This is a genomic window from Streptomyces massasporeus (assembly GCF_014648995.1).
Taxonomy (GTDB): Bacteria; Actinomycetota; Actinomycetes; order Streptomycetales; family Streptomycetaceae; genus Streptomyces; species Streptomyces massasporeus.
Genome location: NZ_BMSE01000004.1, coordinates 101,861 through 114,370, shown reverse-complemented (window position 1 = coordinate 114,370; position 12,510 = coordinate 101,861). Strand labels below are relative to the sequence as shown.

The 12,510-nt window shown below is 71.7% G+C and carries 10 protein-coding genes; 5 read left to right on the top strand and 5 right to left on the bottom strand.

The window, feature by feature from the left end:
- Positions 1-46 precede the first annotated feature (46 nt).
- From IE153_RS12075 to ybaK, 4 genes are all read left to right on the top strand, one after another.
- Positions 47-1,624: an oxidoreductase gene (locus IE153_RS12075; protein ID WP_189589717.1), complete on the top strand. Its 1,578-nt coding sequence runs from the start codon at positions 47-49 to the stop codon at positions 1,622-1,624.
- Positions 1,625-1,745: 121 nt separating this feature from the next.
- Positions 1,746-2,777 carry a hypothetical protein gene (locus tag IE153_RS12070; protein ID WP_189589991.1) on the top strand — a complete coding sequence of 344 codons (1,032 nt, stop codon included), beginning with the start codon at positions 1,746-1,748 and terminating at the stop codon, positions 2,775-2,777.
- Positions 2,778-2,788: 11 nt separating this feature from the next.
- Entirely contained in the window at positions 2,789-3,529 is a 741-nt protein-coding gene (locus IE153_RS12065; RefSeq protein WP_189589716.1) for an LON peptidase substrate-binding domain-containing protein, read from the top strand.
- A 10-nt stretch (positions 3,530-3,539) separates the two neighbouring features.
- A complete protein-coding gene (gene ybaK, locus IE153_RS12060; protein ID WP_189589715.1) occupies positions 3,540-4,040 on the top strand; it encodes a Cys-tRNA(Pro) deacylase in 501 nt (166 codons plus the stop codon).
- 261 nt (positions 4,041-4,301) lie between these two features.
- Here ybaK and IE153_RS12055 read toward each other — a convergent pair whose 3' ends face one another.
- The 4 genes from IE153_RS12055 to IE153_RS12040 all read right to left on the bottom strand — a co-directional run bounded on the left by IE153_RS12055 (position 4,302) and on the right by IE153_RS12040 (position 8,288).
- Entirely contained in the window at positions 4,302-5,000 is a 699-nt protein-coding gene (locus IE153_RS12055) for an AAA family ATPase (RefSeq protein ID WP_189589714.1), read from the bottom strand.
- 56 nt (positions 5,001-5,056) lie between these two features.
- Positions 5,057-5,878: an ABC transporter permease gene (locus IE153_RS12050; RefSeq protein ID WP_189589713.1), complete on the bottom strand. Its 822-nt coding sequence runs from the start codon at positions 5,876-5,878 to the stop codon at positions 5,057-5,059.
- Positions 5,879-5,981: 103 nt separating this feature from the next.
- Positions 5,982-6,956, bottom strand: a complete 975-nt coding sequence (locus tag IE153_RS12045) for an ABC transporter ATP-binding protein (protein ID WP_031112320.1) — start codon at positions 6,954-6,956, stop codon at positions 5,982-5,984.
- 123 nt (positions 6,957-7,079) lie between these two features.
- Positions 7,080-8,288, bottom strand: a complete 1,209-nt coding sequence (locus IE153_RS12040) for an NYN domain-containing protein (RefSeq protein ID WP_189589712.1) — start codon at positions 8,286-8,288, stop codon at positions 7,080-7,082.
- Positions 8,289-8,509: 221 nt separating this feature from the next.
- On the opposite strand from IE153_RS12040, the gene IE153_RS12035 reads away from it, so the two are divergent.
- Positions 8,510-8,677, top strand: a complete 168-nt coding sequence (locus tag IE153_RS12035) for a hypothetical protein (protein WP_097216088.1) — start codon at positions 8,510-8,512, stop codon at positions 8,675-8,677.
- A gap of 98 nt (positions 8,678-8,775) precedes the next feature.
- On the opposite strand, the gene dnaE is transcribed toward IE153_RS12035, so the two are convergent.
- Complete coding sequence (gene dnaE, locus IE153_RS12030) at positions 8,776-12,315, bottom strand: DNA polymerase III subunit alpha (RefSeq protein ID WP_189589711.1); 3,540 nt, start codon at positions 12,313-12,315, stop codon at positions 8,776-8,778.
- Between the last annotated feature and the right edge of the window lie 195 nt (positions 12,316-12,510).

Here is a 12,510-nt window from a genome sequence, read left to right as displayed (position 1 = left end):
TACGAGGCAAGTGACCCGTGAGTACCTGGGGAGGAAGGAAAGAGCTGTGACCGAGGGGGCCGGCGTCCGTGCCGGGGATCTGCCCGACGACCTGACCGCGGCCGAGGCCGGCATGTGGCAGGCCTTCCGCAACGGCACCGTGTACGACCTGAGCTGCGGCGACGCCGTGGCCGACGATCCGCACGGCGGCCACCCGTGGGGCGAGGAGCGGACCGTCCGGGCCCGGATCGTGTGCTGGCTGCTCCTCGACGGGCCGCCCGCCCTGGCCGGCCGTGTGTCGTCGATGAAGCTGATCGGGGTGCAGGTCAGCGGTTCCCTGGACCTCGCGGGTGGCACCGTGGTGCCGTACGTCGAGATGCGCCGGTGCCGGTTCGAGCAGGACGTGCTGCTGCCGGAGGCCCGCTTCACCACCCTGCGCATGGTGGACTGCTCGGTGCCCCGGCTGGAGGCGGCCCGGGTGCACACCGAGGGCGATCTGCATCTGCCGCGCTGCCGTTTCCACCACGGCATCCGGCTCACGGACGCGCAGATCGGCACGGACCTGATGCTCAACCAGGCGATCGTGCACCGGGATCACAGCGGCCGGTCGATCGCCGCGGACGGCATGACCGTCGGCCAGGACCTCCAGGCGGAGCTGCTGGAGTCGCACGGCGAGCTGAGCCTGCGCGCCGCCACCATCGGCGTGTCGCTGAGCCTGCGCGGCGCGCGGCTGAGCAACCCCTTCGAGCGGCTCGCGCTGAACGCCCCGCAGCTGACCGTCGAGCGCAGCCTGTACCTGACGCCGGCGGGGGTCGGGGCCCAGGCGATGAGCGGGATGACCCCGGCGCAGGGGACACGCATCCAGCGCTTCGCGTGCGAGGGCGGGATCCGGCTGGACGACGGCCGGTTCGGCGACGCCGTCGACTTCGAGCGGGCCCGGTTCACCCTCACGGACGACCAGGAGCTGTCGCTGCGCCGGGTGCAGACGCCGGAGCTGCGGTTCCTCGGGGAGCAGCCGGTGCGCGGGCGAGTGGTGCTGTCCGGGGCCAGGGTCGTCAACCTGATGGACCGGGCGGACGCCTGGCCGGGCCCGGGGCGGCTGCACATGGGCGGCTTCGCCTACGAGAACCTCGTGCCGCGCGGACCGTTCCCGCCGGCCGAGCGGCTGAAATGGGTGGCGGCGGCCACCGCCGAGTACAACCCGGAGCCGTACGAGCGGCTCGCGGCCGTGCTGCGGGCCGGCGGGGAGGACGAGGACGCCCGCGAGGTGCTGCTGGCCAAGCAGCGCCGGCACCGCGAGAGCCTGCCGATGGCGGCCAAGCTGTGGGGCTACGCGCAGGACTGGACGGTCGCCTACGGGTACCGGCCGGGCCGGGCCGCGGTGTGGATGGCGGTGCTGTGGGCGGCGGGTTCCCTCGCCTTCGCGCAGGCCGGGCATCCGCCGATGAAGCGGGGCGAGCACCCGGAGTGGAACCCGACGCTGTTCACCCTCGATCTGCTGCTGCCCGTCATCGACCTGGGCCAGGTGGGGTTCTGGCAGCTGCGGGGACCCTGGCAGTGGCTGGCGACGGCGATGATCCTGCTGGGCTGGATCCTGGCGACGACGGTGGCCGCGGGGGCCACCCGGCTGCTGCGTCGCAACTGATGGTGCTGATGTGACCACAGTTATTGAACTGTCACGGTTTTACGTTCTCTTGACCATCGGATGTACAACTTTCCGTAGGTTCCATGAACAGTCTGGCGCCGCCATGACCAGCCGACTTTCAATGGTCGGCACCATGGCAATGCAGCTCCCGTTCATCCGCGCGAGCCGGATGGCAAGGACCTCCCCCCACCTCGTCGGTGAGCCGTGCGCCGACGACGAGGTGCTGCTCGACGCGCCCGACGCCCGGCTGAGCCCGGCGCTGGTCGCCGCCGCCCGGGGCGACCACGTCCCGGCCGCCTCGCTGCTCCTGGCCACCCGCGTGGCCTCGGAGTGGGAGCGGCGCGACCGGTACGTGACCCGGCTGGCCGCCTTCGCCCGTTCCCGGCCCGAGTGGCTGGACGCCTGGCTCGCCACCGCCCCGCAGGACTCCGACGCGCTGCTGGTCGGGGCCCAGCTGGCGGTGGACCGCGCCTGGCAGTCGCCGGCCCGGGCGGAGTTGTTGCGCGAGGTGAGCCCGCTGATCACGGCGGCGGCCCGGGGCGACCAGCGGGACCCGGTGCCGTGGCGGCTCGCGCTCGACCACGCCCGGGGCGCGCAGGCCGGGCACACGTACTTCGAGGAGCTGTGGGCGGCGGCCGTCCGCCGTGCCCCGCACCACTACGGCTGCCATGTGGCGGCCCTGCGCTACCTGGCCTCCTCCTGGCACGGCTCGCACCGCGAGTGCTTCGACTTCGCCGACCGGGCCGCCCAGGACGCTCCCCCCGGCGCGCTCGTCCAGGCCCTGCCGCTGCGGGCCGCCTACGGCTACCTCACCGACGACTGCGGGCCCGAGGTGCCGCGCGAGCGGCTGGACGCGGCCGCCGACCGGGCGATCGCGCTGTCCCCGCGGCTGCCGGCCCACGACCCCTGGCCGGCCCGGATGCGGAACCTGCTGATCTTCGTCCTGGTGCGCCTGGAGCGCTGGCCGGACGCCGTCGAGCAGCTGCGCCTGAACGGCCCGTACGCCACGTCCTTCCCCTGGGACCAGGTGTCGGACGACCCGCTCGGGCACTTCCTGCGGGTGTGCGAGGACGTGCGGTCCGCGGTGGCCGGGGACCCGTCCTGGCATCCACGGAGTGAACGGGGCGGTCGGGTCCGTCCCGGCGACCATTAGGCTTTTGCGTCGTGACCACCGTCCGGCTCCCCCTCTTCCCCCTGAACTCGGTGCTGTTCCCGGGGCTCGTGCTCCCGCTCAACGTCTTCGAGGAGCGGTATCGCGCCATGATGCGCGAGCTGCTGAAGACGCCCGAGGACGAGCCGCGCCGGTTCGCCGTCGTGGCGATCCGCGACGGCCACGAGGTGGCCTCGACCGCACCCGGCATGCCCGACCCGACCGCCCTGCCCGAGCGGGGGCCCTCGGCCGGTTTCGGCGCGGACCCGGTCACGGCGTTCCACAAGGTGGGCTGCATCGCCGACGCGGCGACGATCCGGGAGCGCACCGACGGCTCCTTCGAGGTCCTGGCGACCGGCACGACCCGGGTGAAGCTGCTGTCGGTCGACGCGTCCGGGCCCTTCCTGACGGCCGAGCTGGAGCCGCTGGACGAGGAACCGGGCGACGAGGCCGCGCCGCTGGCCGAGGGCGTGCTGCGGTCCTTCCGCCAGTATCAGAAGCGGCTGGCCGGGGCGCGGGAGCGGTCTCTTGCGACGGGGGCCGACCTGCCGGACGAGCCGGGCGTGGTGTCGTACCTCGTGGCGGCGGCGATGATGCTGGACACCCCGACCAAGCAGCGCCTGCTCCAGGCTCCCGACACGGCGTCCCGCCTGCGCGACGAGCTGAAACTCCTTCGCTCCGAGACCGCGATCATCCGTAGTCTGCCGTCGTTGCCCGCGTCGGAGCTGACGCGCGGCCCGATGAGCCTCAACTGAGCGGATCCGCATGGCGAAGAAGTCGAAGAAGCAGCACCAGCCGGGCGGCACCCCCGCGACGGTGGCCCTCACGGCGGCGGGCGCGACGTACACGGTCCACTCCTACGACCACGACCCCGCGCACCCCTCCTACGGCGAGGAGGCGGCCGAGGCCATGGGCGTCTCCCCCGACCGCGTCTTCAAAACCCTGGTCGCGGACGTCGACGGCGCCCTGACGGTCGCGGTGGTCCCGGTGGCGGGCCAACTGGACCTGAAGGCGCTGGCTGCGGCCGTGGGCGGCAAACGCGCGGCGATGGCCGACCCGGCGCTCGCGGAACGCACGACGGGCTATGTCCGGGGCGGCATCTCGCCGTTGGGCCAGCGCAAGAAGCTCCCGACGGTCCTCGACGAGTCGGCCGCGTCCCACCCGACGATCTGCGTCTCCGCGGGCCGGAGGGGCCTGGAGGTGGAGCTTGCGCCGGAGGACCTCCAGAAGCTGACGGAGGCGGTCCTGGCGCCGATCGGCCGCTGACGGCGCGAAGGCGATCCTCGGCCGCTGACGGCGCGAAGGCGATCCGGCGCCGACCGGCCGCTGGCGGCACGCCTGTCGACCTCCGACGGCGCGGAGGCGGTGCCGACGGCGCGGAGGCGGTGCCGACGGCGCGGAGGCGGTGCCGACGCCCATACCGCCTGTGACGGCGCGCCTGGCCACCGATCGCGACGCCGAGCCGTCCTGGCGTGCCGACCGCCGGCGGCGGGGAAGCCGTCCTGCGCCCTGTCGCCGGCGGCGCGCCTACCGGCCGTCCGCGGTCGGCGGTCCCGGATACGGGCCCGCGCCGAATTCCGGCTCCGGGTCACGGGGCCCGAACAGCGCCATGAGCCCGAGGTGGAGCACCAGCGCGGCGAGCGGCCAGGCCAGCAACGCGCCCTTCGCGCCCAGCTTCAGCGGCGCGGTGAAGGTCACGCCCCGCCCGACTTCGCGTGCGTGCGCGATCACGTCCTCGGCGGGCCCCAGCCACACCCCGACCCGCCAGGCGAGCAACGACCCGAGCAGGCCTCCGAGGGCCAGCCCCACCACCAGCGGCACGCCCCCGCGCCGCCGCAGCAGGAAGACGACCAGCGCGCTGACGGCGCCGAAGCACAGGCCGAGCAGCGTGAACGTGCCGTCGACACCGATGGCCTGCTCCCCCTCGGTGTCCTTGAGGTAGACGACCCAGTTCTTCTCCACCACGTCACCGATCAGCGGCACGTGCGGCGCGAGCCACCACCACAGCACTCCGAGCAGCACCCCGCCGAGCGCCACGGCCACCGCGATCACGGCGGCCTCCCGCAGTTCCGTCCTCATTCCGGGGCCGTCCTGTCCGTACCAGCCGTGCCCGGCGTACTCGGCGTGCTGCGAGCCGGGAGCCTCGGGCCCGGCTGCCGGCGGCTGCCACGAACCCTGTGCGGAGTGCTCATGCGGCGGCGGTGGCGGAGTCAGTGGTGCGGTCACCCTGCCATCGTGCCAGGCCCGCTTGTGTGCCGCGTCACCGGAGGACCGCTCCGCGCTCAACGGACGGCCGCCCGGCGGTACGCCCAGGTCGCCACGGCCAGCGACACGACGCCCACGACCCCGCACACCGCGAGGTCACCGAGCACGAAGGCCCAGTCGGGGTGCGGCCCGAACGTCCGCGCGAAGGCCTCCACGCCGTACGTCGACGGCAGCAGGTCCCGCGTGAAGCGCACGACCTCCGGCATCCGGTCCGCCGGCAGCACGCCCAGCAGCAGCGCCGCCGACATGCCCAGCTGCCCGAGCAGCGTGGCCAGTTCCGGCCGGGGCGCGAGCAGCCCCAGCGCCGCCCCGAGCCCGGCGAGCGCGGCGCCCGCGAGCGGGATCACGGCCATGAGCACCCACAGATGGGCCATCGGCAGTCCGAACAGCACACAGCCGAACAGCGCGGTCACGACGGTCCCGGGCACGGTGAACGAGGCGTACGCGCCCGCCGCGCCCAGCACCACGGCCGCCGGCGGCACCGGCAGCGTCGCGTAGTGGTCGAGCCCGCCGCTGGCCCGCAGCTGCCCGAAGTACTGCGCGAGCAGGTTCAGCGCGACGAAGGCGACCACCAGGACCGACGACCCGGCGACGACGGCCTGCGCCTCCGCCCCGTCGTCCACGACCCCGCGCATCAGGATCATGATCCCGACCGACTGGAAGGTCGCCACGAACAGCAGCGGGATCCGCGCCACCCGCGCCCGGGACAGCTGGGCCCGGTACACGGCCGCCAGCGACGGCAACAGCCGCGCCCGAGGTCCGAGCTCGGCCGCACACGCGGCGGGCTCCTCCACGGCCAGGGCACTGCCCGGCAGGACATCGGCGGGTACGACACTCACGTCGCGCTGCTCCCCTTCGCTCGGGTCCACTGCGGCAGTCGCCTGTTCGGTACGTATGCGGCGGCCGGTCTGCTCACGGGCCGCGCGCCCGGTGTCCTCACGCTCACGCCTTCACCAGCCCCTGCTGCACGGCCCCGCCGAGGGCGAGGTACACGTCCTCCAGGCTGGGGGTGGCCAGGGTGAAGTCGTCCAGGGCGGCGAAGGCGGCCCCGCCGGTGACGGTCGCGACGACCGTCCGGGCCTCCTCCGGCCCGAGCCGCAGCGTCCAGCGGCGGCCCGACTCCACGACGCGGTCCTTCAGCGCGGCCACCTCGGGCACGTGCAGCGGAGCCGCGTCCCGCCACACCAGGTCGACGCGCACCTCACCGGCGACCTGCTCCTTGAGCCCGGCGGGGGTGTCGCAGGCGATCACCCGCCCTCGGTCGAGGACGGCCACCCGGTCCAACACCGTCTCGGCCTCGATGACGTTGTGGGTCACGAGCAGCACGGTCGTCCCGTGTTCGGCCCGGCGCCGGTCGACGGCGGACCACACGGCCCGCCGCGCCACCGGGTCCATGCCGGTGGTCGGCTCGTCCAGCACGAGCAGCGGCCGCTCCCCCACCAGGGCCGCCGCGAAGCACGCCAGGCGCCGCTGGCCCCCGGAGAGCTTCTTCAGCGGCCGCCCGGCGAGCGGAGCGAGCCCCAGCTCGTCGAGGACGGCGTCCCGCTCGGCCCGCGCGTGCCGTACGTCCAGGCCGCGCAGCCGCCCGGTGGTCTCGGCGGCGAGCGACACGGTCAGCTCGTCGAGGGCGGTCGACTCCTGCCCGAGGTAGGCGAGGATCCGCGCGGCCCGCTCGGGGTGGCGGACGATGTCGTGCCCGAGGATCTCCACGCTGCCGCGGTCGGGCCGCATCAGCCCGGTCAGCTGGCGCACGAGGGTGGACTTGCCGGCCCCGTTGGGACCGAGCAGGCCGAAGATCTCGCCGCGGCGGATGTCCAACGTCACGTCGTCCGTGGCCCGGACCTCGGGTGTTCCCGGGGTGCCGCGCCGGCCCCGGACCGCCGGATAGGTCTTGGTCAGCCCGCGCACCGCGCACACGACGTCACCATCGTGCCGAAATGCCTGTGCCGCGCGCTTACTCACAAGGGACGAGACTACGGGGTCGGCGACCCCGGTCCGCTCTCGGGTCGGTCCATACCGGGAAATCCGTCGGCAAAGAACTCAGGCGTCGAGGGGTGGGTGCTCCACGCCCGTGCGCACGCTGATCTCCCGCCAGAAGCCGGCCCGGATGGCGTAACGGTCCCGCTCGTCGATCTGGTCGTCCTTGTGGGCGAGCAGGCCGAAGCGGGCGGCGTAACGCAGCAGCTCCCCGTCGACGCGGTGCGGGATACGCGGGTACATCCCGGACAGTTTCTGCAGGTGGCTCTGGTCGCCGAGGCGCTCGACCCAGCGCCGGGCGAAGACCTGCCCCACCTCGTACGGGTCACCGCCGACGGTGGTGATGTCCTCCTCGCGGTCGGCCCACCGCTGCTCGGCCGTGGTCAGCTGGGCGAGCGTCGGCATCGAGGCGGCCTCGGGGGGCTCGGCCGTGGGCCGGTCGACCCAGCCTTTGTCGGAGGACCACCGGAGGGTGGCGGAGGCCGGGGGCTGGGCGGGCTGGGTGCCGGGGGCGCGCAGGGCGGCCAGGTCTTTGGGCGTGGGGACGCCTTTGGCGGCGACCCGCTCCTCCGTGCCGTTCTGCCCGGGGCCGTCCCCCGGGTGGCGGGGCTGCGGGGCGGGTCGTTCGGCCGGGGCGCCGAGCGCGGACTCGGGCAGCGGCGCGGAGAGGATCGCGGCGATCTCGGGCCGGGGCGCGGGCTGCGGGGCGCACACCCCGGTGTAGTCCTTGGCGCGGACGGCCTTGGTGATCCACGTGCGGTCCAGGACGCGCCGCTCGTCGGCCTCGGCGACCAGGTCCTCGGACTGGTTGTAGTCGCCGTCGGCGGCCTGGACGGCCCACAGGTGGACCGCGACGCCGTGCTCCTTGGCGGCCATCATGCCGGGCAGCAGATCGCCGTCGCCGGTGACGAGGACGACGTCGGAGCAGGCGCGATTGCGGGCCAGTTCGGTGAGCTCGGCGTGCATCGCGGCGTCCACGCCCTTCTGCGCCCAGCGGCCGTCGCTGCGGGTCAGCGCTCCGAGCCGGACGGTGACCCGGGGCATCACACGCAGTCTGCGGTGCTCGGGCTGCGGGACGCGGTCGGGGGCACCGTCGAACCAGTAGATGCGCAGCAGCGGCTGCTCGGTGTCGGACTCGGCGCGTTCGCGCAGCCCCTGGATGAGGGCGGTGTGGTCGACGGTGATGCGGGACCGCGAGGGCTCCCCGGCGAGGAGACTCGCCGCGGCGCCCAGCAGATACCCAGCGTCCACCAGGACGATGCAGCGGTCCACGCGACTCACCCTCTTCCCAGGAGGTTTGCTTCGGGCCTGCTTCGAGTCTGCCCGACGGCGCGGAGGTTAACGGCCGGAACTCGATCTTCGGCGTGGCGTTTCGGGACTTCCCGCTCCGACCACCCCTGTCACGCACGGTAATTGTCCGACATGCGATCGTTGTCGGCCTGTGTGAATCTGGTCCCGGCCCTGGCCCCTAGTCCCCCACAGGAGGCATCACCATGGCCAAGAACAAGAACCGTGACCGTAAGCAGCAGCGTCCGACCGAGCGTGGTCAGCGGGCGGACCGCAGCCCCGCCTCGCAGACGGAGCCCCAGGCCGAGGTCGAGGTGACCCCGGGCGAGATGGCACCGTCCGGCAAGCGAAAGCGCAGCTTCGGCCACAACTGACGTCTGCGTGACGGGCTGTTGAGCCCACGCGACACGCACACGCACGAGGGGCGTACCCGATGCCGGGTACGCCCCTCGAACGCATCGAGATCCCTGCGTCACCCGGCCAGGCAGGACGGTCCGAGCAGCACCTTCAGGTCGCCGAAGAGCGCCGGGTCCGGCTTCACCCGGTGCCGGTCAAGCCGCAGCACGGTCGTCTTGGTCGGCCCCTGGAGCTTGATCCGGACCTCGCTGTCGCCCTTGTGGTGGCTGAGCACCTCGCCGAGGCGGCTGACCAGCGGCGGGGTGACCCGGGTGGCCGGGATGGTGAGGATCACCGGCGCGTTGGTGCCCGCGTTCGACAGGTCCGGCACCATCAGCTCCATCGCCACGAGCCGCGGGATGTCCTCCCGCTTGTCGAGGCGGCCCTTGACGAACACCACGGCGTCCTCGACGAGTTGGGTCGAGACCAGCTGGTAGGTCGCGGGGAAGAACATGCACTCGATCGAGCCGGCGAGGTCCTCGACGGTGGCGATGGCCCAGGCGTTGCCCTGTTTGGTCATCTTGCGCTGCAGGCCCGAGATGATGCCGCCGATGGTGACGACCGCCCCGTCGGAGTGCTCACCCCCGGTCAGCTGGGAGATGCCCGCGTCGGCCTTGTCGGACAGGATGTGCTCCAGGCCGAACAGCGGGTGGTCGGAGACGTACAGACCGAGCATCTCCCGCTCCTGGGCGAGCAGATAGGTCTTGTCCCACTCGTCGGGGGAGAACTCCACGTCGAGTCCGAAGCCCGGTTCGCTGGTCTCGGCCTCGCCCATGCCGCCGAAGAGGTCGAACTGCCCCTCGGCCTCCTTGCGCTTGACCGCGACCACGTTGTCGATCATCGGCTCGTAGTGCGCGGTGAGGCCCTTGCGGGTGTGGCCCATGGCGTCGAAGGCGCCGGCCTTGATCAGCGACTCGGTGGTGCGCTTGTTGCAGACCACCGCCTCCACCTTGTCGAGGTAGTCCGGGAAGGAGACGTACTTCCCCTTGGCCTTGCGGCACCTGATGATCGACTCGACCACGTTCGTACCGACGTTGCGGACGGCGGAGAGGCCGAAGAGGATCACGTCGTCGCCCTGGGCCGCGAAGTTGGACATCGACTCGTTGACGTCCGGCGGGAGCACCTTGATGCCCATGCGGCGGCACTCGTTGAGGTAGACGGCCGACTTGTCCTTGTCGTCCTTCACGGACGTGAGCAGCGCGGCCATGTACTCGGCGGGGTGGTTCGCCTTGAGGTAGGCCGTCCAGTACGAGACGAGTCCGTAGGCGGCGGAGTGCGCCTTGTTGAACGCGTAGCCGGCGAAGGGGACCAGCACGTCCCACAGGCCCTGGATGGCCTCGTCGCTGAAGCCCTTCTTGCGGGCGCCCTCCTGGAAGAGGACGAAGTTCTTCGCCAGCTCCTCGGGCTTCTTCTTGCCCATCACGCGGCGGAGGATGTCGGCCTCGCCGAGCGAGTAGCCGGCGATGATCTGGGCGGCCTTCTGCACCTGCTCCTGGTAGACGATCAGGCCGTAGGTGACGTCCAGGACCTCCTTGAGAGGCTCCTCCAGCTCGGGGTGGATGGGCGTGATGTCCTGCTGGCCGTTCTTGCGCAGCGCGTAGTTCGTGTGGGAGTTCATGCCCATGGGGCCCGGGCGGTACAGGGCCGACACGGCGGAGATGTCTTCGAAGTTGTCCGGCTTCATCAGCCGGAGCAGGGAGCGCATGGGGCCGCCGTCGAACTGGAAGACGCCGAGGGTGTCGCCGCGCTGGAGCAGTTCGAAGGTCGTGGGGTCGTCGAGCGGAAGGCTCAGGAGGTCGATGTCGACCCCCTTGTTGGACTTCACCATCTTGACGGCGTCGTCCATGATCGTCAGGTTGCGCAGGCCGAGGAAGTCCATCTTCAGCAGGCCGAGCGACTCGCAGCTCGGGTAGTCCCACTGGGTGATGGTGACCTTGTCCGTGTGCCTGACCCAGACGGGCACGTGGTCGGTGATGGTCTCGCTGGACATGATCACGCCGGCGGCGTGCACGCCCATCTGCCGGACCAGGCCCTCGACGCCCTTGGCGGTGTCGATGACCTTCTTCACGTCCGGCTCGTTCTCGTACATCGCCCGGATCTCGCCCGCCTCCGAGTAGCGGGGGTGCTCGGGGTTGGTGATGCCGTCGAGGTTGATGCCCTTGCCGAGGACGTCGGCGGGCATGGCCTTGGTGAGGCGGTCGCCCATCGCGTACGGGTAGCCCAGCACGCGCGCGGAGTCCTTGATCGCGTTCTTGGCCTTGATGGTGCCGTACGTGCCGATCATGGCGACCTTGTCGGCGCCGTACTTCTCCGTCACGTACCGGATCACCTCGACGCGCCGGCGCTCGTCGAAGTCGATGTCGACGTCGGGCATGGAGATGCGCTCGGGGTTGAGGAACCGCTCGAAGATCAGGCCGTGCGGGATGGGGTCGAGGTCGGTGATGCCGAGGGCGTAGGCGACGATCGAGCCGGCCGCCGAGCCTCGGCCGGGGCCGACCGCGATGCCCTGCTTCTTGGCCCACATGATGAAGTCGGCGACCACGAGGAAGTAGCCCGGGAAGCCCATCGAGATGATGGTGTCCATCTCGTACTCGACCTGCTTCATGCGGTCGTCCGGGATGCCGTCCGGGAAGCGGCGGTTCATGCCGCGCAGGGTCTCCTCGCGGAACCAGCTGACCTCCGTGTACCCCTCCGGGATGTCGAACTTGGGCATGAGGTCGCGCTTTTCGAACATGCCCGTGGTGTCGACCATCTCGGCGATCAGGCGGGTGTTGGCGCAGCCCTCCTGCCAGGCGTCCGAGGAGTCGATGGCGTACATCTCGTCCGTGGACTTCAGGTAGTAGCCGGTGCCGTCGAACCTGAAGCGGTCGGGGTCGGAGAGGTTCTTGCCGGTCTGGATGCACAGCAGGGCGTCGTGGGCGCTCGCCTCGTGCGCGTACGTGTAGTGCGAGTCGTTGGTGACCAGCGGGGGGATGCCGAGCTTCTTGCCGATCTCCAGGAGGCCGTCGCGGACCCGGTGCTCGATCTCGATGCCGTGGTCCATCAGCTCCAGGAAGTAGCGGTCCTTGCCGAAGATGTCCTGGTAGTCGGCGGCGGCCTTGAGCGCCTCGTCGAAGTGGCCCAGGCGCAGCCGGGTCTGGACCTCGCCGGAGGGGCAGCCGGTGGAGGCGACGATCCCCTCGGACCACTGGGAGATGGTCTCCTTGTCCATCCGGGGCCACTTCTGCAGCCAGCCCTCGGCGTACGCGTCGGAGGACAGCCGGAAGATGTTGTGCAGGCCGGTGCTGTTCACCGCCCACATCGTCTTGTGGGTGTACCCACCGGAACCGGAGACGTCGTCCCGCTTCTGGTGCGGCTGGCCCCACTGGATCTTGCGCTTGTTGCGCCGGGACTCGGGCGCGACATAGGCCTCGATCCCGATGATCGGGGTCACACCGGCCTTCTGGGCCGTGTGGAAGAAGTCGTACGCGCCGTGGAGGTTGCCGTGGTCGGACATGGCGATGTGCGTCATGCCCATCTCGTTGCACGCGTTGAACATGTCCTTCAGCCGCGCGGCACCGTCCAGCAGCGAGTACTGGGTGTGGACGTGCAGGTGCGTGAACGGCGGCTTTGACACGGCTGCGGCCTCCAGAGGAAACATACGACACATGGGGCCCGGCAGGCTGCGGACAGTCTGGGGGCAGCGTCGAAGTCTATGCCTCGGCACTGACACCCGGAGGGCCGACCCGCGTACCTTCGTGCGAGGGTTCGCGGGCACTCCCGCGGGCCGCCGCACGTTAGGCCTCAGGGCGGACCTGCCGCCCCGAAACGC